We start from the raw sequence: 25737 nt of genomic DNA on the forward strand, positions 1-25737 counted from the left end.
CAATTATTTAAGTTGTCACTATTTCACTTCACTATCAATTTCAGAGATAGGAATATGACGAACATCAACACCTTTAATCATATACACCAAATGCTGGCAAATATGACGCGCGTAATCACCAATACGCTCAAGGGAGCGCAATACCCAAATGACATTGAGGACTCGGGTAATACTGCGTGGGTCTTCCATCATATAAGTCACTAACGAACGAATCGCCGTCTTATATTCCATATCAACATTACGATCACGTTTCGCCACCTTGATCGCCGCGTCTAAATCTAAACGAGCGTAGGCATCAAGCGAGTCATGCACCATGGAAGAAACCATTTGCCCAATGCGGTTAATTTCAACATAACCACGAGGGGACTCCCCTTCTTCGATTAAAGCGATGGTCAGAGATGCAATTTTTTTCGCTTCATCCCCCATTCTCTCCAACTCACCAACGGCTTTGCTAATCGACATAATTAAACGTAAATCAGATGCCGCTGGCTGACGACGGGCTAAGATACGAGTACATTCTTCGTCAATTAAGCCATCCAGCTGATTTACTGTAGCGTCTTTATCTTTAACATCTTCCGCCAAGCTGCCATCGCTGTCTAATAACGCTTGTACTGAATCACTCACTTGATTTTCAACAACGCCGCCCATCGTTAAAAAGTGCTGACGCAACGTTTCCAACTCAAGGTTAAACTGCTGAGAAATATGATCTGTTGTTAATTCTTTCATTATCTTCGTCCCCTGCCTTAAGCCTAACCGTAACGACCTGTAATGTAGTCTTCTGTCTGTTTCTTCTCAGGATTCGTGAACAAGGTATTAGTATCACCAAATTCGATCAAATCCCCCATATACATAAAGGCCGTATAGTCAGAGACTCGTGCGGCTTGTTGCATATTGTGTGTCACAATAACAATGGTGAAATCATTTTTTAGCTCATGAATCAGCTCTTCAATTTTCAATGTTGAAATAGGATCCAAGGCGGATGCAGGCTCATCTAATAACAAAACTTCCGGCTTAACTGCTACCGTACGAGCAATTACGAGACGCTGCTGTTGACCACCCGACATACCTAGAGCACTTTCATGCAAACGGTCTTTTACTTCATCCCATAAAGCTGCGGAACGTAACGCCCATTCAACGGTTTCATCTAACACGCGTTTTTTGTTAATTCCTTGTATACGCAAGCCATAAGCCACATTCTCATAGATACTCTTCGGGAATGGATTTGGTTTCTGAAATACCATACCGACACGACGGCGCAATTCGGCAACATCCGTACCCTTTTGATAAATATTCGTATCATGCAGGTTGATATCGCCCGTGATACGGCACGCATCCACTAAGTCATTCATACGGTTAAAGCAACGTAATAAAGTGGATTTACCACAGCCAGAAGGGCCAATAAATGCCGTTACTTTTTTTTCAGGGATAATCATATTTACCCCTTTCAGTGCTTCTTTCTCACCGTAATAAAGATGTAAGTCATCCACTGACAAGCAAATTTTTTCGTCTTCAATGTTCAGCGCTTGCTGGCTACGTTTCATTGCCGAAATGTCAATTGAGTGTGTCTTTGTTTCGCTCATAATAGTCTCTTCTCCGCCAGCTTACATTTCTAGCGATTTATATTTTTCACGTAGATGGTTACGAATGGTAACCGCCGAAAAATTCAATAATGCAATCACAATCACCAATAATAATGCGGTCGCATAAACCAGTGGTCGTGCTGCTTCAACATTTGGACTTTGGAAACCAACATCATAGATATGGAAACCTAGGTGCATGAATTTTTGATCTAAATGGATAAAAGGGTAATTGCCATCTAGTGGTAACGACGGCGCTAATTTCACGACACCAACCAACATCAAAGGAGCCACTTCACCTGCCGCGCGTGCCACAGCCAAAATCACGCCTGTCATAATGGCGGGGCTGGCCATAGGTAGTACCACTCTCCATAACGTTTCTGCTTTAGTCGCACCAAGAGCCAAACTGCCTTCACGTACATTACGAGGAATTCGTGATAATCCTTCTTCTGTTGCAACAATTACCACAGGGACCGTTAACAAAGCCAAAGTAATCGATGCCCACATTAAACCGCCAGTACCAAAGGTAGGCGAAGGTAACGCTTCTGGAAAGAACGCTTGGTCAATGGAAGATCCCATAAAGTAGATAAAAAAACCTAAACCAAACACACCGTATACGATGGAAGGTACGCCTGCTAAGTTATTTACGGCAATACGGATAACTCGTGTTAACACCCCTTGAGTTGCGTACTCACGTAGATAAACGGCAGCAACCACACCAAAAGGTGTCACCAAAACAGTCATCAGTAATACCATCATCACAGTACCGAAGATTGCCGGAAAAACACCACCTTCCGTATTTGCTTCACGAGGCTCGTCAGATAAAAACTCCCATAACTTAGACCCATAGAAACCAAGCTTGTCAAGCACGCTCATAGAGTTAGGCAAATAGGCACGAACAATTTTGGCAACACTTTGCTCAATAATGGTTCCATCCATCGCTTCTACAAGAATCGTATCACGATTAATTTGTGTATATAAATCAATCAGCTTTTGCTGTAATACCTTATATTCTTCATCAAAAACCGCACGCTCTGACTCAAGATCGGCCATACGCTCTGGCGTTAATTGGTTTTCTAAAACATACCCTCGTTGCTGCAAACGTAGGCGCTCTAAACCATAATTGATCTTGCCAATATCATGCTTTTCAACTTGGTAAATTTCTTCATGAATCGCTAACGCTCGCTCTATACGTTCTTGTAAAGTTGCCCATGTAGCCAATGAGGAATCCGTTGGGGCTTTATCCTCTGTAGAGGCAACAATATTGCCATTTTCTTTTACCGCTAACAGGTAGCCATACATATTGCCCCATTCACGACGCTCCGCCGCAAATAACATTTCAGGGCGCGTTACCTCCTCCATGTAATTATCGATTACCCAACGAAAGTCAGCACCATAAACATCACGATTACCTACTTTCATCAAAGTACGTTGCATGACTGTGATGGATTCATCGACTTCGATCCCAGCTTCAATCAACTGGGCCGATGGGACATCAACACTCTCAACTTGCTCAGCAACGATTTTATAAGACTCATTGCCTGGCAACGCATAGCGTCCCTCAACAATGTCTGCTGGCCAAAAATGACCTAGACCTCGAACGGCAATTAACAATAGTAAGCCAACCACCATGATCACGGAGATTGCTACTGCGCCAGCGTTAAGCCAAACCCATGGCTCACCTGACTTAACCCAACCCGATACGGATGTTTTCTTCATTGTTACTCTCACTTAGAATAAGTTACAGCGAACCGTATTTTTTACGTAAATGCTGACGAACGGTTTCTGCAATGGTATTCACCACAAAGGTGAAGATAAACAGAACGAACGCCGCTAAAAATAGAATTCGATAATGGGAGCTATCTACTTCAGACTCAGGTACTTCTACCGCTAAGTTGGCGGCCAATGTCCGCATTCCCTCAAAGATATTGAAATCCATTATCGGAGTGTTACCTGTCGCCATCAGTACAATCATGGTTTCACCAACAGCACGGCCCATACCAATCATGACAGCCGAAAAAATACCTGGACTCGCTGTGGGCAACACGACTCTAACCATGGTTTGCCAATAGGTAGCGCCTAACGCCAAGGACCCTTGAGTCAAGGCTTTTGGCACGCTAAAAATAGCGTCTTCGGTAATCGAGAAGATCGTTGGAATAACCGCAAATCCCATAGCAAAGCCCACTACTAAGGCATTACGTTGGTCAAAAGTGATACCCAAATCATTGGTTACCCATGAACGGATATTGCCATCAAAAAAGTTAAGCTCGATCACAGGACTCATGGCCACACAGAACCACCCCAGTAAGACCACTACTGGAATCAGAATCAGAGGCTGCCATCCTTCTGGTAATAACCAGCGAATTTGAGCGGGTAGACGCGACCAAATATAAGCAAAGGCTAAAATACCAACAGGTAGAATAATAAGAATACTAAAGGCGGCGGCTAAATTTTCTTCTAAGAAAGGAGCAAAAAATAATCCAGCTAAGAAACCTAAAATTACCGTAGGAAGTGCTTCCATTAATTCAATAACAGGCTTCACCTTACGACGCAATTTCGGCGCCATAAAGTACGCTGTATAAATCGCACCACAAATAGCTAATGGCACGGCCATCAACATTGCATAGAAGGCGGCTTTAAGCGTACCAAATGCCAATGGCATCAAGCTGTATTTTGGCTCAAAATCGTTATTAGCAGCTGAAGACTGCCAAGTGTAAGTAGGTTCTTGGTAGCCTTCATACCAAACTTGATTCCATAATGAAGACCAAGAGACTTCTGGATGCTCATTATCAACGTGATACACTTGAATGCCACTACTGTCTTCAATTAACAACGCATTTGCTCGAGGGGAAAAGGCAATCAAATGCGCCGTTTCATCACTTAAACGCTCGTTAATCACTTGTCTTTCAGAGGTGGCATTATATATAGCAATAACACCACGATCATCCAAGGTCGCAAAACCTTTACGACGATGCTCCATGGCAATATTCTCAATGGAAACAGGCTGCTTCACATCACGAATAAAGGTCAGAATTTCTTCGTTGTCCGCATTACGAACGTTAAACCATTGGCTGACTCGGCCCGATGTATCCGCCACCATAATGGAAGACTGACCTAGCAAATAAGTCATGGAGACAACTTGAGCATCGCCTTTGGTTAACTCAAATTGTGCTTTTAAGTTGATGTCATCATAATCTCGTAAATCAAATTCCGTCAAAGAACCTTGAACCGAAGCAACGTATAAATAACGTTGGTCACCACTTACTAACATTTCGGCCGTGTTTGGCACAAAAGGAAGTGCTTGTGTGGTTTCGGTTAACTCAACTTCTTCCGTAATAAAGTTAACTTCTTTGTCTAGTTTCGTAATTGCACTTTTAGAGTCACCTAAACTGGCTATCGTTAACTTGTCTTCACTATCACGTAAAGCCAATTTGCGAATAGCAAAATCTCCTGCTGAAATACCGTCTGTACCATAAGGGTATTCAACCACGGGGCGAATCTGTCTATTGCCGTCTGGATAGGAAATGATATATTTGTGTTTAGCTAATAAAACACGGCCATCTTCGTAACCAAAACCTAAAAGAAAGCTGGTATCCGATTCAACCGCAAAAGCCGTTACCTTCGCATCAATTGGGTTTTCTACTTGCTCGATTACTGAGCCATCAGCGGTGGAGAAAAAGATTATATTACCTGACTCAGAAACGCGCATCCCTACTTCGGTCTGCTCTTCTGTGGTCAAATACAAACTTGCACCTTGCTCTTTAGCTGGTAAATCGTAGGCCGCTCTTTTATCTACCTCTGCCCCTGAGAACAAAGGCATTACTTCATATAGTAAATAGAAACAGATCAAGAGAACCGCCAAAATCACACTACAACCACCAATGGCAATACCAACAGTGGCTGATCGATCTTTCAGCGCTCGAACCTTCCTATGACGCAGCAAAGCAGGCGTATTGAAATCCAACTCCGGAATATTACGGTCAGTTAATTTACTCATCCGAACTCATCTTTATTACAAAATTATGACAACGTTGAAAGCAACAAAAACAGGAGAAGTCGAAACTCTCCTGTTTTTTTACCTCTTAGATCACTAGTTCAAAATCGAATTAGTTGATACCAAGATCTTTCAAGTACTTGTTAGCAACTTTTGCTGGTAAAGGAACATAGCCGTCTTTAACAACAACTTCTTGACCAGTTTTAGAAAGCACCATCTTAACGAACTCACGCTCTAGTGGCGCAAGTGGTTTGTTAGGTGCTTTGTTTACATAAACCCATAAGAAACGTGATAACGGGTAGGCGCCTGTCGCTGCATTCTCAATAGTTGCATCGATGTATTTGCCATCAGATTTCTTAGAAATTGCAACCGCACGTACAGAAGACGTTTTATAACCAATACCTGAATAGCCGATGCCATTCAAAGAAGTCGATACAGATTGAACAACAGAAGCGGAACCTGGCTGCTCATTAACGCTGTTTTTGTAATCACCTTTGAAAAGTGCATTCGCTTTAAAGTAGCCATACGTACCAGATACAGAGTTACGACCAAACAGCTGAATATCACGGTTAGCCCATGCACCGGTTAGACCCGCTTTACCCCAATTAGTAATGTCTTCGCTATGACCGCCTTTACGAGTAGAAGAGAAAATCGCATCAACTTCAGGCAGTGACAAACCTTTTACTGGGTTATCTTTATGTACGAAAACCGCTAGAGCATCGATCGCAACGGGAATTGCCGTAGGAGCATAACCGTACTTTTTCTCAAACGCCGCCACTTCTTTGTCTTTCATCTTACGAGACATAGGGCCGAAGTTAGATGTACCTTCTGTTAAAGCTGGTGGCGCAGTAGAAGAGCCAGCCGCTTGAATTTGAATATTAACGTTTGGATATAGGCGTTTAAAATCTTCAGCCCATAATGTCATCAAGTTAGCCAACGTATCAGAACCAACACTTGATACATTTCCTGATACGCCACTTGCTTTAGTGTAAGAAGGAAGCATTGGATCAATATCAGCCATTGCGTTAGCAGAAACACCAACAGCCGCTGCCATTGTTAAACCTACAACTAAATTTTTCATCATCATATCAACCTCAGTGGTTACATCTAATTAAAAGAGAAAAGCCGTTTACCTTTACGATGATTGATACTATAAAAGACAAATGTGACAGTTATGTTAAAGAAGAAAAAAGAGTGCTTTTTTTATAAAAACAGCCTTGAGACAAGCGTTACCAAAAAAATGCCCCACTATTAAGGCAAATACCTAAGAAAGATTTAAGAAAAGATTACCAAAGTAATAACAAAATTTGCATACTTGCTCATATTCAATACACTAGCTATCCAACTATAAAAAAGTATTAAAGACCATTAAACAAAATTTTTTGCGTCTTTCTTTGAATGTGAGTATTCCCATGTTAACAATAGTATCTAAAGCTGAGGCCCTCTCCACCATAACTGGAAAATGTGTTGCTTGGCTTACACTCGCCATGATGTTGCTAACTTGCCTCATCGTCCTTTTACGATATGGTTTTAATATTGGCTCCATCGCGTTACAAGAATCCGTGCTTTATCTGCATGCATTAGTTTTTATGTTAGGAGCCGCCTACACCTTTAAAGATGATGAACATGTTCGTGTAGACGTTTTCTACCGTACTTTTTCAGCACGAAAAAAGGCATGGGTGAATATTTTAGGTGGTATTTTCTTTTTATTACCTGTCACCATATACACTAGCTATCTCAGTATCGAATACGTCAGTGCATCATGGCGGGTACTCGAAACCTCACAAGAACCTGGAGGACTGCCCTTTATCTATCTATTGAAAACGCTTATCCCATTAATGATGATCAGTTTAATCATTCAAGGAGTAGCCGATATCGGGAAAAACATCGCGATCTTACAAGCTTCCGATAATTCAAATACGGTAAAAGGATAATCAAATGATCGAATTGCTTCCTATATGGCTATTTGTTGCTGTCTGCATTTGCCTAATGTTTGGTTACCCTGTTGCCTTTTCTCTTGGCGGCACAGCACTGATTTTTGCCGGTGTCGGCAGTTTCATGGGGGTCTTTGATGGCGTCTTTTTAGAAGCTCTGCCGAATCGGCTCTTTGGTATTATACGAAACGAAACGTTAATCGCGGTTCCTCTGTTTGTCCTAATGGGCGTGTTACTGGAAAAATCCAAGCTTGCAGAAAAACTATTAGAAAGTATGGCCATGTTGTTTGGAACCTTACGAGGTGGCCTAGGTATTTCCGTTATTCTTGTTGGTGCACTGCTTGCCGCCAGTACGGGGATTGTGGGTGCAACGGTTGTAACCATGGGGATGATCTCTTTACCTACTATGTTACGTCGGGGTTATGATCCTGCGCTTGCCGCTGGAACAATTTGTGCCACAGGTACCTTAGGTCAAATCATTCCGCCGTCTATCGCTCTCGTACTTTTGGGCGATGTTATGTCAAATGCGTTCCAAAAAGCGCAATTAGAAATGGGAATCTTCTCTCCTAAAACTGTTTCTGTTGGTGACTTGTTTGTTGGTGCCTTAATTCCAGGCCTCATTCTTGTCGTTCTGTATATTGTATATGTCTCTATGGTGGCTTGGTTACAACCCCATAAAGCGCCAGCGGTATCAAAAGAAGAATTACGTCAAGGGGCAACAGAATCCGTAGCCATTATGCTGATCAAGGGACTTGTGCCTCCATTAGCTCTTATTATCGCTGTGTTAGGTTCTATCCTATCGGGTGTTGCCACACCAACAGAAGCATCTGGTGTCGGGGCTCTTGGTGCCGCCATCCTCGCTTTTGCTAGTGGTAAGCTTAACTTAGTAACACTGAAAGATGTCGTTTACTCCACCACAAAAGTCACCTCTATGGTTTTCTTAATATTGGTGGGCGCGTCTTTGTTCTCGTTAGTATTTAGAGGATTCGGCGGTGAAGAGTTAATTCATGAATTCTTCAACGGCCTACCTGGTGGTGTTTTTAGTGCCATGATTATTGTCATGATAGTCATGTTCTTGCTTGGCTTCATTCTCGACTTTATTGAAATCACTTTTGTGGTTGTACCAATCGTTGCACCCGTGTTATTAGCCATGGGATTAGACCCTGTATGGTTAGGTATTATGATGGCAATTAACTTACAAACATCCTTTTTGACACCACCATTTGGCTTCGCCTTGTTCTATTTACGTGGTGTGGCGCCACCAGAACTCAAAACCTCCTCTATTTATAAAGGCGTTATCCCTTTTATAGGAATACAAATTTTTGTCTTGATTTTACTGACTGTTTGGCCTGAGTTAGCAACCTGGCTACCATCAGTTATATACGATTAATTTTTAAAAGAGCGGCTTAGGTCGCTCTTATTCTTTTACACTTAACACGGATATAAAGGAAAGCACATGAAAGCGGTTCAAATACAACAATATGGCCCTGCCAGCGAATTGGCCTTAGCAGAAGTCGCTGCGCCTTCAATCAATTCAGAGCAAATTTTAGTGGCTGTAAAAGCAGCTGGTGTAAACCCAGTCGACACCTATCGCCGTTCAGGAACAAACAATTACACGGCTACTTTCCCACATACACCTGGGTTAGATGGTGCGGGGGAAATAGTAGAAATAGGCCAAGATGTAACTGGTTTTACAGTAGGCCAGCGTGTGTATTTCAGCCGTAATTTGACGGGCTCAGCGGCTGAATTTGCTGTTTGTATTCCAACACATACATTTCCTCTGGCCGACGCCCTAAGCTATGAAGAAGGTGCCTGCTTAGGCATTCCGTATACAACGGCCCATCGTGCATTATTAGGCCGAGCTAATGCAAAAACTGGTGAAAAAGTACTAGTTCATGGGGCAACAGGAGCCGTTGGTATCGCTGTCGTACAACTAGCAAAAGCGATGGGGATGGAAGTAATCGCCAGTGCAGGCACAGCTGAAGGCAAAGCCTTACTTGAGCAACAAGGTGTCAACACCATACTAGACCATAAAGCAGACGAACACTTAGCGTCGTATCAATCCGTAGAACAAGGCTTCGATGTGATCATTGAAATGCTTGCGAACCATAATCTTGATCAAGACTTAAAAGCACTTGCATTCGGAGGAAGGGTAGCCGTTGTAGGTAATCGCGGTACCGTAGAAATCAACCCAAGAGATCTAATGGCACGAGATGCCGCCGTTATGGGCGTAGCTTTAGCCAATATTAAACCTTCTGAACTGAGTTTAATCGCTAAATCATTGTACCCTCTTTTAAATTGTGGCCTTCTGAAGCCTGTCATCCGCAAAGTCTATCCGCTTGCTTCTGTAGCAGAAGCTCACGAAGATGTTTTAAAAGCGGGTGCTCAAGGGAATTTGGTCATTAGCATCAACTAAAACCCTCTAAGCGAACACTTGTAGTTTGCGTTAATTCATTTTATAGACACACTTAAAAGGGAAGTACTTTTAACTTCTCTTTTATTTATGGTTAAGGTGATATATAAAACCTTACTAGGCATGTCGATATATGGCCCTTAAGGAGCATACCCTATGAGTGTAACCGTCGTTGTCACGTTTAAAGTAAAACCGGATCTCGTTAAGCCTTTTATTGAACTACTTGAGTCCAATCAGATACATATGATTCAAGCCGGCGCGCTGAGTGTTGTATTATTAAAAGGTCTAGAAAAAAAGAACCATATTGTCGAAATTGAAAAATGGGAAAGTATTGAGGATCACAAAAGCTTTGGCAAGGCCATTTCTACATTGCCTCATTTTAAAAATCTCGAAGAATACCTGTTGGAACCATATAAAGTTATGTACTTAGATACCTTATCAAGACAAGACGCATTCTAAAAAGAATGCGTTTATCATCCATCATCATTTTTGGTATTGACTTTGAATCCAACTGATATTGTTAGTTTACCCAACCAAGCCAGTACTCATGAGCATGATTACCACCAGCTCGTGATCGTATTGGACGGGAATACTGATTTTGATATCAATGGCAATGATAAACAGCTGCAAGTCGGCCATGGCTGTCTTGTGCCCTCATCGGAATACCATGCTTTTCAGGGCTTAGGTGAAAACAGTGTCATGCTGGTTAACCTTCCTGTACCTTCTCAAAAAGCCATTACAGATGAAGAGTATGAAGCCGTTTCCCAGCTTTTTGATCAAGCCGCCTACTTTCGTCTTAACCCTAGGTTACAAGTCTTAGCGTCGGCCCTCAGTGGCGAATTACAACAATACCCAGATGATAAGATGCTCGCGCGTGCCTGTGGTAACACCTTGTTAAGTGCTATTCGCCACCAGCTCAGTGACACCGCCGTAGCGAGACCAAAAGGCAACCATCTTAATATTGATCAACTTGATCAATTCATCGAACTCAACCTCTCTCGTAAAGTTCACATCAATCAATTGGCCAACTTTTGCTTTTTAAGTGTTAGCCAGTTTCATGAACGCTTTAAAGAAAAAACCGGCATTACTCCACACCAATATTTAATGAAGAAACGTCTAGAGCGGGCTCAAACACTTCTAGTGGAAGGCTTTACGCCAATTCAGGTAGCTGAAATGTGTGGTTTCTCCAGTCAAAGCGCCATGACAAGCCTATTTACACAAATGCTAGGCATTACACCTATCAAATTTCAGAAACAGTGGCGTTAACCGGATTTTTTTATAAAAAAAAACGATTTTTCTGAAAGACGTAGCAAGCATTCTATCAGTACATTAGCTTTACTAAATAGGTGCTCTTATTAAACGAGGTCTTAGATGGCCATTTTAAGTAAGAGTGACATGCCATGTCCTACAACTCATTCTGTCAGCTGGATTTAATATCAAAAGCTCTGATAGGTTATTGCGTTACGGAGAATCCACTATGTTCAACGCTATTGATGTTTTAAAGCCTACCTTTATTGAGAAACCTCTTAATGAATTGTGGCAGCTCATTTCCCCATTGTATAAAGCCGATGAATCCGCTTGGCTAAAAGAGTTATTGCCACTAGCGAGACCAACTGACAGGGAATTAAAAAACAGTACGGATGCCGCCACGCAATTAATAGAGCAAGTACGTAAAGACGATGACAGCATGTCAATGATCGATGCTCTTTTACTGGAATACAGTCTAGACACTAAAGAAGGCATCTTGCTAATGTGTTTAGCTGAAGCCTTGATGCGAGTGCCGGATAAAGAAACCGCTGACGCCTTTATAAAAGACAGATTAAGCGTTGCCGACTGGGCATCTCATGCAAAAAACTCAGACTCTTTTTTCGTTAATGCCTCCACTTGGGGACTGCTGTTAACCGGTAAAATTGTCACTCTAGATGAATCTAAAGATGGTAAACCTGCGAACTTAGTCAATCGTATGGTAAACCGTGTTTCTGAGCCTGTTATTCGTAAGGCAATGAATCAAGCCATGAAAATCATGGGACATCAGTTTGTTTTAGGACGTGATATTAAAGAAGCCCTATCACGTGGTAAAACCTATCGAGAAAAAGGTTATGCCTACTCATTTGACATGCTAGGTGAAGCCGCTCTTACAGCAGATGATGCAGTTAAATACCTTCGTTCTTATGAAAAAGCCGTTGCTGTCGTTGGTCAAGACACCTATAAAAAAGGCCCTCGCCCAACCATTTCCATTAAGCTGTCTGCTTTGCACCCACGTTATGAAGTAGGTTGCGAAGAAAGAGTTATGACGGAACTTTTTACAAGTGTAAAAGGTTTAATCATCAAAGCTAAAGAAGTAAATGTCGGTATTACCATAGATGCCGAAGAAGCCGATCGTCTAGAAATGTCACTGAAGCTATTTGAAAAGCTTTATCGTGATGATGACATTAAAGGCTGGGGCTTATTCGGCTTAGTGATTCAGGCGTATTCTAAACGCGCACTACCTGTATTAACTTGGATCGCAGCGCTAGCAAAAGAGCAAGGAGACCAAATTCCTCTACGTCTTGTAAAAGGCGCTTATTGGGATTCTGAAATTAAACTTTGCCAACAGCGTGGCATTAATGGCTATCCTGTATACACACGTAAAGAAGCAACAGATGTATCTTATTTAGCCTGTGCGAACTTCCTTTTGCAGCCACAAACTAGAAAACATATCTTTCCTCAGTTTGCGAGCCACAATGCTCATACCATTGCGACCATCACTAGCCTCTCCAAACAATTAGGCGCAACCACCCGTGAATTTGAATTCCAACGTCTACACGGAATGGGAGATGCGCTCTATGACACATTAATTAAAAGCAGTGGTACCGACGTACGCATTTATGCGCCAGTAGGTAACCATAAAGATTTACTTCCTTACTTAGTACGTCGCCTTTTAGAAAATGGGGCGAATAGCTCTTTTGTGCATCGCTTAGTTGATGCTCGATGCCCGATTTCTGAATTAGTGGGTCATCCGGTTACCTTACTAGAAAGCCGTAAATCCTTAGCAAACCCTTTCATCAACTTACCGATCAACCTATTTGATGATCGTAAAAATTCATACGGCCCTAATATTGAAATTGAATCTGAATGGGGTCCGTTCAAAGCAAAAATAGATACCTTCATGGGGCAAGATACTCAGTGGAGAGCTTACCCGCTTGTTGGTGGCGAAAAAGTACTTACTGGCGACACTCATACCATTACCAGTCCTTACAATATTAACGAAACAGCGGGACAGATTGACTGGGCTAATGCAGAAACAGTAACAAGGGCCATCGATTTAGCTGAAGCGGCTTTCCCTGATTGGTCTCAGAGACCAGCGATCGAACGGACAGCCTGCCTTGATCGCATGGCTGACTTAATGGAAGAGAATTACCCAGAACTGATGGCGCTTTGCCATCGTGAAGCGGGTAAAACGATCCAAGACAGTATCGATGAAGTACGTGAAGCCGTTGATTTCTGCCGTTACTATGCTCAACAGGTTCGCAGCAATTTCGATGCCCCCGTCACTTACCAAGACTTTTTAGGCCAAGAACAAACGGTTCAACGCCAAGGTCGTGGTGTGTTCGCATGCATTAGTCCCTGGAACTTCCCATTAGCGATCTTTATGGGCCAAGTTTCAGCGGCACTGGCTGTCGGGAATACTGTGGTCGCTAAACCCGCAGAACAAACAAGTTTAATCGCTGTTCGAGCGATTGAACTACTATTAGAAGCAGGAGTTCCTGGAGACGTTATACATCTATTACCTGGTGATGGTGCCACTGTTGGCGCACCATTAACCAGTGATAAACGCATTGCAGGACTCGCGTTTACAGGATCAACGGGGACGGCTCAGTTAATTAACCGTACCTTATCGAACCGCGGTGTTGCACCTGTACCTGTGATCGCTGAAACCGGTGGTCAGAATGCCATGATTATCGACTCAACCTCTTTACCTGAGCAAGTAGTACGTGACGGCGTCCGATCGGCCTTTGCCTCTGCAGGTCAACGCTGCTCAGCACTGCGAGTTATGTTTGTCCAAGCAGACATAGCCGATCGTGTTATTCCAATGATAAAAGGTGCCATGAAAGAACAATCCGTTGGTTTGCCTTATCTACACAGCACAGATGTTGGACCCGTAATTGATAAGAAAGCACAAGCCATGTTGCTTGAGCATATCGAAAGAATGAAGCAAGAAGGTTCTCTTATCGCTCAAACGGATTTACCTGAATGGGCTGATAAGGGAACTTTTGTAGCGCCATCGGCGTTTGAAATTAGCAGCATTGATTTGTTAACCGATGAAAAATTCGGCCCAATCTTGCACGTAGTACGCTACAAAGCAAAAGACCTTGATAAGATCATTGATACCATTAACCATTCCGGTTTTGGTTTAACAATGGGGGTACACAGCCGTAACGAAACTACGTGTGCCCGTATTGCTAGCCGAGCCCGTGTTGGTAATCTCTATATAAACCGTGACCAAGTCGGTGCTGTTGTTGGTGTACAACCATTTGGTGGACAAGGTTTATCAGGAACTGGACCAAAAGCGGGTGGACCTCATTACTTACATCGTTTCGCCATTGAAAAAGCCCTTTAGGAGTGAATTAAGATGACACTAAAACAACCTGCTCAGATTCAAACAGCATTAACGTCTCTTGATCAATGGGAACAATTGGGTATAGAAGAAAGAGCTCGTTTACTCAATATTTCTATTGCAAGCTTGAGCGATAAACCAAAGCAAATGGCACAATGGCAACTTAGCAATGCTCTATCACATGTAGGAGAAAATGTTTTATTACCTGGACCAACAGGTGAGAAAAATGAATTATCAACTCAAGGTAGAGGTATATTTTTATGCACTTCGTTCTTAGGGGATGACATAAAAGAGCACGAAACAGCAATCATTGGTCAAATTTACGCCGCTTTGATTGCCGGTAATACCGTTATTACTGGCAGTAAATTTGGTAACTCTATTGCCGAGCAACTGGCAAAAGTACTACCAAAAGGGGTGATACAAGGTGTTTCAACGGAGGTAGAAGAGACCATCATTGACTCACAACTTATTGCTGGTGTAGCCGCATTAACATCGGTTGAAAAGGCGATTGAACTATCACAACGTTTAGCCAAAAAAGACGGTGTTATATGCCAATTGGTCGAAGAGACCCACCCTGTAGACCTACCAACGATAGCTAACCCAGGTTATATCTTACGGTTTATTACAGAACGTACTGTGAGCATAAACACAACAGCTATCGGTGGCAACGCAACACTATTAGAGCTAGGTAGCATGGAAGAATAATTCAACCCACACTGTCTAGTACGACCCAAGGCCTGCTCTGACTCTTTTTAATAAGATGTCAGTGCAGGTTTTTCATTATTGCTCTCCCACTGGTTTGTTGATGACACCAAAAAATGCTAATGATAACTAATTTCATTAAGATTAACATTATGATAATATCCTGAAATATCAAAAGAGATAGCATCTGGCTGTCAATCATATTTCTAGGAGAACACGGTGAAAAAAATCTACTTGCATCATTTATTGGGCTAACGGTTGCTTTACCCTCTATGGCGACCGACTATATGTTTGATGTCACCCTTAAAACGTATAACGGTGAAGCAGATTCTTCCGTCTCCTATGGTGGTCAAGTCGCTCGCCATGCATTACATAATTCATTAAAACAAATCACAAAAAAGGCAGATGGTTCCAATAGCGAAGCAGTCAAGGCCGAACTACTGTCTTACTATGAAGGTAAACATGAAGGTCGCGTCATCATAGACCCAGTCAGTCAAACAAGCTTCCCTATTCTTCAAAAGCAAATCGATACACTTGCAAAGGGAAAAAATTTAAAATCAAGTGCCTATAAAGGTGCGGTAAGTGGCTGGCCAGGAAACCTATCTGGAGCCGAAATTTTGTCTGATATGATAGCGAAAGCCAGTCATACAAATTCAGGTTTTGATCCTATTAATGGTTATGATTACACTCAATTGATTTCAAAATTTACTATGGGAGCGGTTTTCTATAACAAGGCCGTTAACCATTACTTAGATGAAAAACTGGAAGAGTCGGCTTACCCGAACGATCAGCCCTATAAAAAAGGCACACCCTATACTGGTAAGGAACATGTTTGGGATGAAGCCTTTGGTTACTTTGGTGCCCCAGCTCATTCACTTAGCCTAACACCTAAAGAAATTGTACAGATTGTAAAGTTGAACCCAGAGTACCTTTCTAAAGCAGACGCAAATCAAGATGGGAAAGTGGATTTAGTCACAGAAATGGCCTATGCCCATGCTTACTATGCTGCATCTATTGATAGCTCAGGCAAAACCCATTATTTCCATACCATAGTAAAAGCGTTTTATGATGGTCGTTCTCTCATCAATAAGGCCGCCGGCGAAAAACTCTCCCCTGCGGAACTCAAGCAACTGCATGCCTACGCGAAAATCATAAAGACCACATGGCAACAAGTCATTGCAGAAGCCGCATTTAAGTATGCAGGTGAAGTATATAACGATTTAGAAAATATCGAACTATTAAGTGAAAATGGCGGTGACATCAAAAAGTCGTTCCGCAACTACATTAAGCATTGGAGTGAAATGAAAGGTTTTGTTTTGTCTCTAGAAGCCGCTGGTCAAGAATTAGGAGCCACTCAAGTTCAATTGGACAGGCTCATAGGCTTTAGCCCTGTTTTATTTGGTAACTCTCAGGTCATCGCTGTGGATGGACAAGGAGAATACATTCAATCTTCTTCTCTTAGTATGAAAGCCTACCAACTAAATATGCTTAAAGTACAAAACTTACTCGCTAATGCGTTTTCGTTGAAAGCGCGATTACATGATAAAACAGCGGGAATTGCTACCGTACTAGAACAGTTAGATGCTGAATCAAGTAGTGCTGAAAACGACTAGCCTTTAATACATTCTTTAATTATCGATCGAACAACAATATACGTTAGGAGCGGTCATCTCAACAAGATGGCCGTATTAATACTTTGGATCTCTTTCTTGATTGGCTAGCACAAACAATAAACGACGCCTTCAGTGAGCTTCTCAACACAAAGAAACGAGTCTCCCTTGTGTACCTATTGTCAGCAATGGCATTCGCCAGTACTTTTTATGCGTGTAAATACGGCAAAAAAGGCCTCAAGCGTTCTTTTCAATGGCTATCACCCCATATTTGGTGGCATCCTTCTTCACGTCAAGATTACGTTCTGTGGATTGTTAATAAATGTATCCTGTCTATTTTCGCTCCGGCTCTCTTTTCTCAAGCGGCTATTGCGACATGGATCTATTATCAAAGTCTTAATTGGACTTATATTGTCAGTCCCATTGAGTTAGATACTTCCTGGGTCATAGCACTCTTCACTCTCAGCTTTTTTATAGTAGACGACTTTTCTCGTTTTATCGTCCATTGGCTTATGCATAGATCCTCCATCCTTTGGAGCTTTCACCAAGTTCACCACAGTGCTGTGACAATGACACCCTTTACAGTATTTCGCACTCACCCTGTGGAAGGACTATTGTTTACATTAAGGTCCGCCTTGGCTCAAGGTGCGGTTATTGGTGTATTCGCTGCATTTTTCCCGCAACAGATATCACTCTTTACCGTATTCGGTGTATTAATAAGTACCTATATTTTTAACCTTTTAGGCGCAAACCTTCGCCATAGCACACTACCTATTTCTTATGGCAAAACCATTGAAGCGTTTTTTATTTCACCGGCCCAACATCAACTACATCACTCTCTCAATCCAATCCATTTTGACTGTAACTTTGGTGTCACTCTTGCCGTTTGGGATCGACTGTTTGGGACGCTACAATTTGGTCACGATCATCAAGAGTTACAGTTTGGAATCACTGGAAAAATACAGTACAACTCTGTTTTCACATTATATTCTCAGCCTTTTTATCTAGCATGGAGAATTATTAAAAAAAACGTGATATCTCTCAAGAAAGGACCGTAAAGAATTGCCGCGAAATGATACCTGATAAGCGTAAAATTTCCTCCTTACTGGGTTTTGGATGTAACTGTAATAATCCTAGAAGCTGAGCATAGGCTATCATAGCAACATCTTTTGCAATATGAACATCCATTCCCAACTCAACAAAACAGGACTGTAGATAGCTTTGTCTTTGATCATCAATTTTTTCAAGATGAATCACGATTGAAGGCTCTTTTAGCCCCCAAGCTCTTAAATGCATTTCGGCTTCAATATCATTTGTAGCAATAACCTGGTCAAGCTTATTCAATCTCTCTAATGCGTTTTCTTCTGTATTGGCTTGTTTAATAAACGCTAATGTCGTTTTTTCGTACCAATGAATCATCAACGAATTAATGAAATCAGAACGATTTTTAAAATGATGATAAAAAGAGCCCTTCGTGACACCTAAAGATTCACATAGAGGCATAATTTTTAATGACTCAGCACCGTGTTTCACAAGTTGTTTTAGTGCAAACTCTAACCATTTCTCTTTTTTATTTGGGGTCATTATATTCTCTTTTGAATAACAGCTTGACGCATTACAGTCCTAGCAATCACCCAATGAAAGGGAGTAATAATAAACATATAAATACGACCAATCCGTGTTTTTAAATTTACCATAGTTGAAAGAGTGACGTACCCATCCTGGACATTAGTACTCATATAAAGCTGCATATGTTTATCTTCTGACATACCCACTATTTCATGGTCAGTCAGTAAAATAATGTTCATAAAGCCTACTTTATCTCCGATCTGGATGTCTGTCGATTTTTTTTGATCGTATATCTCTGTAGCAACATCAAAGCCCAGTTTTTTTACCAAGACATTCCTCATTGACATTAATCCATTAACCCAACTTGGCAAATAAGAAAAGATTTGAAGGTATATCTCGTATGGAGTCATTTTCCCTTTTGTTAAAGGCGCAATCAAAGCGTCTCGAAAAGCTCCCTGAGCACGATGACGCGCTAAATAATCATCCGTAGGTACCTTTATAGATTTTACTTTCCACATAGCCCTCACATTAGAAGAGCGCTTATTAAAGATAATAAAAAAAGCAGCGGGGTAAACAAGCCAAAACCCAGATAAAGGCATCAAAACAACACCGATAGACGTTAATGTAAATAGCAATACACCTACTTTTTTAGGTAGATACATTGCTTTCTCCCGTTCAATAACATCGACTAATAAAGCAAACATAAACAAAAGAAAGCCAAATAATAAGAACCAAGAGGCCGCCGCGGTTCTCTCATCAATTACTGAGTTAAGAACACCTTCTAAATACATGGCTTTATAAACCTGATCAAATAGCATAAGACCAACGATAGTATGTCCAAAAGAGACAAACATAAGCCATTTCCCCACCCAATTCTTCATAATACCCCTCTCCATTGTTCTCAATAAATAGCGTAAAAATCGAATTTATTTTGCAATAAAAATAAATCTCAAATCAAAAACATACCATACCATACCATACCATACCGTATTGTATGTTTATTTTATACCAAAATGAGAAAATAAGATGAACAAGCAAACGGGTAGATCACTCTAGAAAACCTAATTCCTCAGATGTTTAAATTCAAAAAAGAAGATTCAATATTAAGAAAGTGGCGCCAAAGTGTGTCCATAGCCGAAGCCTCTTGACATTTTTTAAGAGAAAGATTACCAACATTGAAAAGCGCTTTAGAAGCTTGGTTAGCTGTTCATAAAAAAACCCAAATTCTAAAATTAGAATTTGGGTTTTTTATAGATATCATTCAGACAAACAAAGTGTCTAAATTATTCACCATCACGCGCATTGATGTATGCACGTTCCGATACAGCGTGCCAAGCACCTACTTTTTCACGGAACTCTTTAAATGATGCATATACTTTCGCACTCATTTCATCTCCAGCGGCAACTTCTTCCAGTGTCTCTTCAGACGCCGCTTTTAATGCTTCTAAGACATCTTTAGGGAAAGGTCTAAGCTGTACATTATGTTCTTCAACCAAGGTTTTCAAAGCATCGTTGTTCAACGCCGTAAATTCGTCCAACATGTCTTGAGTTGCTTGACGAGCAGCAGAGCGAACAATCAACTGTAAGTCCTTTGGTAACGCGTCAAACGCCGTCTTATTTACCATTGCTTCCATTGAAGAACCTGGCTCATGCCAACCTGGATAGTAGTAGTATTTAGCGGCTTTATACAAACCAAATGCTAAGTCATTGTATGGACCAACCCACTCAGTTGCATCAATTGTACCTGTTTGTAATGCTGTGAAGATTTCACCGCCAGGCAAGTTAACAGGAATACCACCGGTTTTCTTAAGCACTTCGCCGCCTAGACCAGGCATACGCATTTTTAAGCCTTTAAAGTCGTCAACCGAATTGATCTCTTTGTTAAACCAACCGCCCATTTGCACACCAGTATTACCTGCTGTAAGCGGGATAAGGTTAAATGGTTCATATACTTCTTCCCATAGCTTCAAGCCGCCGCCATGGTATATCCACGAGTTAATCTCTTGCGCTGTTAAACCAAATGGAACGGCAGTAAAGAACTGCGCAGCAGGCGCCTTACCTTTCCAGTAGTAAGCGGCACTGTGTCCCATTTCAGCGGTACCACGAGAAACAGCATCAAATACTTCTAATGGCGGAACCAATTCGCCCGCGGCATAGACTTTTACATTTAAACGTCCACCAGACATTTCAGTAATGTTTTTCGCTAAGTTTTCTGCGCCCGTTCCCAAACCAGGGAAGTTTTTCGGCCAGGTCGTAACCATTTTCCAATTGATGGTCTCAACTTTTTTCTACTTCTACTTTTGCTACTTCTTTTTCAGAGCCTCCACAAGCAACTAATGTCGCTGCGGTTAAACTGACTAATGCCAGCTTACTCCACGTTTTTATTTTGTTCATTCGTTATCCCTCAGGAAGCAGTTTCAATTATTTTTATAGTACTCAGCGAGCAAGAAAAGCCTTGATGCAACCTAAATTGCACAAAGAAAGTATCTAAGCCAAGAAGATAAATTAACTCGATAATCCTATTTCTTACAAATAAGTAGCTTAGATAGTATGAATTGCCGCCGCTTCTCTCAAGACCTTTTTTGGATTTTTTTGAGTATTTACCTTATCGCCTCATTCTAAAAAAGAAAAAGCCCTGCTAATACCATAACAGGGCTTTCAAACTAAGAGGCTTTAATCGCATTTTCAGTAACTAAACACTACTCCCCTGCTCGAGCATTAATGTATGACCTCTCGGAAATATCATGCCATTCACTGACCGAATCCAAAAATGTTTTAAAGGAATCATAGACTCTTTGACTATCTGGATCCTCTGCAGCCATTTCAGCTAACGTTTCATCTGATGCTTTTTTCAAGGCTGCCAAAAGATCTTTTGGAAATTCTTTCAAAATCACATTGTGCTCATTAACCAAGGTTTTCAGAGCGGAGTTATTACTCGCAGTAAATTCATTCAACATATCTTGATTCGCCTGTTGAACCGCCGCACGTACGATAGCTTGTAAATCTTCAGATAACGCCTCAAATGCCGCTTTATTAAACAAGGCTTCAATGGCCGAGCCCGGCTCTTGCCAACCAGGGTAATAATAATATTTCGCCGCTTTATACAAGCCAAACGCAAGATCGTTATAAGGACCGACCCATTCTGTTGCGTCAATCGTGCCAGTTTGTAGGGCTGTAAAAATTTCACTACCAGGCAAATTAACAGGTACCGCGCCAACTTTTTTCAGGACTTCACCACCGATACCTGGCATACGCATTTTCAGACCTTGAAAGTCTTCTAAAGAATTAATCTCTTTATTAAACCACCCTCCCATTTGCACACCAGGATTACCCGCAGGCATCGGAATCACATTAAAAGGAACGTAAATTTCTTCCCATAATTGCAAGCCACCGCCATAATAAATCCAAGAGTTAAACTCCTGTGACGTCAGACCAAAAGGCACCGTTGTAAAAAATTGTGCTGCAGGAACTTTCCCTTTCCAATAGTAAGACGCGCCATGCCCCATTTCTGCCGTACCACGAGAAACCGCATCAAAAGCCTCCAATGCAGGCACCAACTCTCCTGCCGCATAAACTTTTACATTAAGTCGACCACCGGACATTTTTGAAATATTTTTTGCTAAAGTTTGAGCGCCTGTACCTAATCCTGGATAGTTTTTAGGCCAAGTTGTAACCATTTTCCAATTAATCACTTCCGCATTTGCCGCGGCTGTAGCCACTTTTTTATCGGACTCAGACCCACCACAAGCAATCAAAGACACCGTCAGCAAAGCCGCTAAGGCTAATTTGCTCAATACCATTAAGTTTCGCATTCTTTTCCCTCAGGAGGTTAATTATTTGATAATTTACTGCCTGTCGGCAATATGAAAAGCGATGAAGTACATCTCAAAACATAGGGAATTGATCTGAAATTGGAATAAGGCTCGAAGCCTCCCAATGTTGTATTTTTATTGTAGGATCGGACAGTGCAGCGCTCTAAATGATGAAAAACACCAAAAGAGCGCAAGATAATAAGAACTTAGTTGAATGAGCTCAACTACTTTTTAGAAATGATAAACATTTTCATTATTTCTGACTTGCCCCCAAATGACAAATTATCCAATAGGGGGAATATAATCCCAATTTAGACGTTTACCTTCTGTGGATGATTGCTCAGCTAAGCATAAGCCATAAATCACTTTACAGGCATCCTCTAAACTCACTGGTGCATCACCCTTACCAAGAATAGAATCGCTCAATGTTTTATAAAAATCACAATATAAGCCTAACGCCATTGTATCTTCTATTTTAGTGATTACACCATTTTCATCAGATTGGTAGGAAAAAGCCTCTTGCGGTTGACCTTTACTAGGAAAACACTCATCTCTTGGCATTTGCCCTGCCCTTAGGGCCTCTTCCTGAGGATCTAAACCAGAACAATGCCAACTGCCTGCACTGGCATTAACTTTGAACCTAAGCACCTCACCGGCTTCAAACGGCGAAGAGCCAATCGTAACAACTTTATCTTTATAACCCATATCAACACTAAAGAAATCCGTTGTTACGCTACCTTCTCTAAGGGTTTTCATATTCCCTTGAAGCCATAGTGGTTCACCAAGTAAACACAGCATTTGATCAAGCAAGTGAGGTCCTAAATCCCAAAAAATCCCAGTACCTTCACCTGGAAGCTCACGCCATCTATCCTGCACATTGGGACGAAAACGATCAAAACGAGACTCTATGTATTTAACATCCCCAAGAACGGATCCCTCAACTAATTCTCGTAGACGTAAAAAATCACTGTCATAACGTCGATTCTGATAAACACTCAAAACCAAACCTTTCGATTTCGCAAGTGAACACAACGCCTCTATATCAGATAAATTCGTAACAGATGGTTTCTCCAGCAAAACATGTTTACCTGCGAGTAGAGACGCCTTGGCCAGTGAAAAATGCACTTTATTAGGTGAAGTGATCACAACTAAATCAATTTCTTCATCTGCTATCAATACTTCAGGAGAGCTCACCACACGCGCATTAGGAACAAACGCTTTCACTTCATCAGGTCGACGGCTAGAAACACATTCCAGCGTCATATCCGCATTCGCCAAAATAAAAGGACCATGGAATATACGACCCGATAACCCAAAACCAATTAGTCCAACACGAATAGTCGACATACAACGCTCCTCTTTAATATAGTTTTATGTAGAACAACAGTTTACAGGCTAAAACCGCACTTCTCTGTAAGAGAGACAATCGCCCGCACAATAATGCTCTTAATTTGTAACACATCCAAAGTAGTGAAGGTAATCAAACTTGTTTGCATGTTAGGCTTCCGGATGAGGAATTAGGTCCCGCACCACATCCATTGCAATACTCCGAAACCACTCATTCGCAGGGTCGTTTTCCATCGCTCGTAGCCAACATAAGTAATAATGCGTATCCGGAAAGTCCAAGGGCAACTCCTTCATCTCCAAGCCAAATTGCTGTTGAAAGCGCTCTCCTAACAAACCACTGGTACTTAATAATAATGACGTCTGCCCAACCGTCTCCAGAGCAGCCAAAAAATATGGCGTACGAAAGGCAAAACGGCGCTCTTGCGCTCTATCACCAAGTAACATATCACTCATAATACGGCCGGAGCCGCCCATATTTACTAACACATGAGAACAGGCTAGATAGTCATCCAAGGTTATATGTCTTTTATTCGCTAGTGGATGATTTTTTGACATGATACAGCGGAACTTTTCTCTACCAAGTAAGGCTTTGTGGAAACTATTAGGTACTTGTATGTATTCGCTACATAACACGGCATCAACCTTATGGTCTGGCTGACTCATTAAACTCGTCTCTGTAATGGTTGTGGTTTCTAAAGATGCAAAAGGCGCTTCGCGATAAAAACGCTCAGCAATCGCTGGAACATAGGCTTGAGCTTGGTAATGTGTTGTTTGCAATCTAAATGTTCGCTGGCTTGTTTGTGATTGAAACTCCGAGACTTGTGATAAAGCGGTAATTTGCTCTAGCATAGATTTTATAGGTAACTCTAACTCCAACGCCTTATAGCTAGGCTCCATCCCTGTAGCGGTACGAATAAACAATGGATCATCAAAGGCATCTCGCAGGCGATTCAATAACCGACTCATTGCGGACTGACTCAAAGATAAACGCTCTGCGGCTCGACCAACATGACGCTCTTCAAGAAGATATAAGAGCCCAGTTAACGATTTAAGATCAAGCTGTTGTAACGCATTAGATATCATCCTATAAAAACCCACTTTATGCATAATTGTTAGAAACATTATGCATTGGATTAATTTTGAGCGGAACGTCATGATCTAAATTATTTACTTTTTGATAAGGTTCATTATGACAGCCTCTCGAACGCTCTTTATGTATGGTCTTTTTTTCAGTAGTGTTGCCGTACTTTTTTGGGGAATGCTACCTATTGCGTTAAAACTTTCCACCGGCTTTTCTGACCCTATTACGTTAACTTGGCTGCGATTTGCTGTCGCTGCTTTAATATTGGGTGCTTGGCAATGGAAGAGAGGCAAACTGCAGCAGTTTAAGGGATTAACACGACGCAACTGGGTTTATCTTTTAGCGGCGGGTAGCTTCTTGATCGTAAATTATACTTGCTTCGTCTGGAGTCTCCGTTTTTTACTTCCTGGCTCCGCACAATTAAGCTTCCAAACCGCACCTATTTTTCTAACTCTGGGTGGACTATTCTTTTTAAAAGACAAAATAAATTGGCAGCAATGTGTATGCTTTGCCTTGATTGCCCTAGGTATTTTAATCTTCTTCCACCCTGTTTTTGAACAAACAAATCAGGCAAGTATTTGGCTTGGTTTTGCCATTGTGCAGTTATCTGCCGCCGCTTGGTCTATGTATGCGCTATTACAAAAGTCCTTATTTAGTCGCTTAGATCCATCTAATATTTTATTCGCTATATACCTTTACGCCACTTTTATTATGCTGCCATTCACAAGCCCAAGCAGCCTATTGGACATGTCCACCCAAGACTCAATGATTGCGTTATTTTGCTGTATAAATACCTTAATTGCTTATGGCTCTTTCGCACAAGCCATGCGCTACTGGCAAACCGTTCAAGTTAGCGCTTCCGTTGCCCTTACTCCTATCGCCGCTTTTATTCTAACCGAAATCTGTGTCGCGAATTCATGGTGGAGTGACAGCATCAGCTCATCACATGCCGACTACTTAAGCTTACTAGGAATGTTTATCGTAATTGTTAGTGCCATAGCGATACAATTAATCAGTGTTTCTATGCAGAGAAAAGGCAGTGCCCTTTAATTCTTAAGAGCCGTCAACCTAGATTATCCTATAGAAACGTATTAAATAATG

The 25737-nt window shown here is 41.6% G+C and carries 20 protein-coding genes and 1 pseudogene; 10 read left to right on the plus strand and 11 right to left on the minus strand.

Annotated elements, in window-relative coordinates; translation table 11 throughout:
* Positions 1-18 precede the first annotated feature (18 nt).
* The 5 genes from phoU to O1D97_RS14010 form a co-directional block, all read right to left on the minus strand.
* Complete coding sequence (phoU, locus tag O1D97_RS13990) at positions 19-726, minus strand: phosphate signaling complex protein PhoU (protein ID WP_269126510.1); 708 nt, start codon at positions 724-726, stop codon at positions 19-21.
* A gap of 23 nt (positions 727-749) precedes the next feature.
* Positions 750-1580 carry a phosphate ABC transporter ATP-binding protein PstB gene (gene pstB, locus O1D97_RS13995; RefSeq protein ID WP_330221490.1) on the minus strand — a complete coding sequence of 277 codons (831 nt, stop codon included), beginning with the start codon at positions 1578-1580 and terminating at the stop codon, positions 750-752.
* A 21-nt stretch (positions 1581-1601) separates the two neighbouring features.
* Positions 1602-3296 (minus strand): phosphate ABC transporter permease PstA, encoded by a 1695-nt coding sequence (gene pstA / locus O1D97_RS14000; RefSeq protein ID WP_269126512.1) that lies wholly within the window; start codon positions 3294-3296, stop codon positions 1602-1604.
* A 22-nt stretch (positions 3297-3318) separates the two neighbouring features.
* Complete coding sequence (locus O1D97_RS14005) at positions 3319-5574, minus strand: ABC transporter permease subunit (RefSeq protein WP_269126514.1); 2256 nt, start codon at positions 5572-5574, stop codon at positions 3319-3321.
* Between the two features lie 109 nt (positions 5575-5683).
* Positions 5684-6652: a PstS family phosphate ABC transporter substrate-binding protein gene (locus tag O1D97_RS14010; protein WP_330221491.1), complete on the minus strand. Its 969-nt coding sequence runs from the start codon at positions 6650-6652 to the stop codon at positions 5684-5686.
* A 331-nt stretch (positions 6653-6983) separates the two neighbouring features.
* Between O1D97_RS14010 and O1D97_RS14015 the strand changes: the two genes are divergently transcribed.
* From O1D97_RS14015 to O1D97_RS14055, 9 genes are all read left to right on the plus strand, one after another.
* Positions 6984-7505 carry a TRAP transporter small permease subunit gene (locus O1D97_RS14015; RefSeq protein WP_269126518.1) on the plus strand — a complete coding sequence of 174 codons (522 nt, stop codon included), beginning with the start codon at positions 6984-6986 and terminating at the stop codon, positions 7503-7505.
* A gap of 4 nt (positions 7506-7509) precedes the next feature.
* The gene (locus O1D97_RS14020; protein WP_269126520.1) at positions 7510-8895 is read left to right on the plus strand and encodes a TRAP transporter large permease; all 1386 of its coding nucleotides are present in this window, start codon (positions 7510-7512) and stop codon (positions 8893-8895) included.
* A 66-nt stretch (positions 8896-8961) separates the two neighbouring features.
* A complete protein-coding gene (locus O1D97_RS14025; protein ID WP_269126522.1) occupies positions 8962-9921 on the plus strand; it encodes an NADPH:quinone reductase in 960 nt (319 codons plus the stop codon).
* 153 nt (positions 9922-10074) lie between these two features.
* Positions 10075-10377: an antibiotic biosynthesis monooxygenase gene (locus O1D97_RS14030; RefSeq protein WP_269126524.1), complete on the plus strand. Its 303-nt coding sequence runs from the start codon at positions 10075-10077 to the stop codon at positions 10375-10377.
* A gap of 42 nt (positions 10378-10419) precedes the next feature.
* Positions 10420-11184: an AraC family transcriptional regulator gene (locus O1D97_RS14035; RefSeq protein WP_269126526.1), complete on the plus strand. Its 765-nt coding sequence runs from the start codon at positions 10420-10422 to the stop codon at positions 11182-11184.
* Positions 11185-11395: 211 nt separating this feature from the next.
* Complete coding sequence (putA, locus tag O1D97_RS14040; RefSeq protein WP_269126528.1) at positions 11396-14518, plus strand: bifunctional proline dehydrogenase/L-glutamate gamma-semialdehyde dehydrogenase PutA; 3123 nt, start codon at positions 11396-11398, stop codon at positions 14516-14518.
* A gap of 12 nt (positions 14519-14530) precedes the next feature.
* Complete coding sequence (locus O1D97_RS14045; RefSeq protein ID WP_269126530.1) at positions 14531-15220, plus strand: 1-pyrroline-5-carboxylate dehydrogenase; 690 nt, start codon at positions 14531-14533, stop codon at positions 15218-15220.
* Positions 15221-15504: 284 nt separating this feature from the next.
* Positions 15505-16830 carry a DUF4856 domain-containing protein gene (locus tag O1D97_RS14050; RefSeq protein WP_269126532.1) on the plus strand — a complete coding sequence of 442 codons (1326 nt, stop codon included), beginning with the start codon at positions 15505-15507 and terminating at the stop codon, positions 16828-16830.
* 167 nt (positions 16831-16997) lie between these two features.
* Positions 16998-17885, plus strand: coding sequence for a sterol desaturase family protein (locus O1D97_RS14055; RefSeq protein ID WP_269126534.1), 888 nt, complete (start codon positions 16998-17000; stop codon positions 17883-17885).
* On the opposite strand, the gene O1D97_RS14060 is transcribed toward O1D97_RS14055, so the two are convergent.
* The 6 genes and pseudogenes from O1D97_RS14060 to O1D97_RS14085 form a co-directional block, all read right to left on the minus strand.
* Positions 17869-18411, minus strand: coding sequence for a TetR/AcrR family transcriptional regulator (locus tag O1D97_RS14060; RefSeq protein WP_269126536.1), 543 nt, complete (start codon positions 18409-18411; stop codon positions 17869-17871). The two genes, O1D97_RS14055 and O1D97_RS14060, sit on opposite strands and share 17 nt — an antisense overlap.
* Positions 18411-19277, minus strand: coding sequence for a DUF6463 family protein (locus tag O1D97_RS14065; protein ID WP_269126538.1), 867 nt, complete (start codon positions 19275-19277; stop codon positions 18411-18413). The genes O1D97_RS14060 and O1D97_RS14065 overlap by 1 nt, the downstream gene beginning before the upstream one ends.
* A gap of 402 nt (positions 19278-19679) precedes the next feature.
* Positions 19680-20790, minus strand: a pseudogene (locus O1D97_RS14070) (TRAP transporter substrate-binding protein).
* Positions 20791-21095: 305 nt separating this feature from the next.
* Positions 21096-22208: a TRAP transporter substrate-binding protein gene (locus tag O1D97_RS14075; protein WP_269126540.1), complete on the minus strand. Its 1113-nt coding sequence runs from the start codon at positions 22206-22208 to the stop codon at positions 21096-21098.
* Between the two features lie 282 nt (positions 22209-22490).
* Positions 22491-23555: a Gfo/Idh/MocA family oxidoreductase gene (locus tag O1D97_RS14080; RefSeq protein WP_269126542.1), complete on the minus strand. Its 1065-nt coding sequence runs from the start codon at positions 23553-23555 to the stop codon at positions 22491-22493.
* Positions 23556-23705: 150 nt separating this feature from the next.
* Complete coding sequence (locus O1D97_RS14085; protein ID WP_269126544.1) at positions 23706-24638, minus strand: LysR family transcriptional regulator; 933 nt, start codon at positions 24636-24638, stop codon at positions 23706-23708.
* 106 nt (positions 24639-24744) lie between these two features.
* Here O1D97_RS14085 and O1D97_RS14090 point away from each other — a divergent pair, with 106 nt between their 5' ends.
* A complete protein-coding gene (locus O1D97_RS14090) occupies positions 24745-25686 on the plus strand; it encodes a DMT family transporter (protein ID WP_269126546.1) in 942 nt (313 codons plus the stop codon).
* Positions 25687-25737 lie beyond the last annotated feature (51 nt).

The organism is Marinomonas phaeophyticola (assembly GCF_026966905.1).
Lineage (GTDB): Bacteria > Pseudomonadota > Gammaproteobacteria > Pseudomonadales > Marinomonadaceae > Marinomonas > Marinomonas phaeophyticola.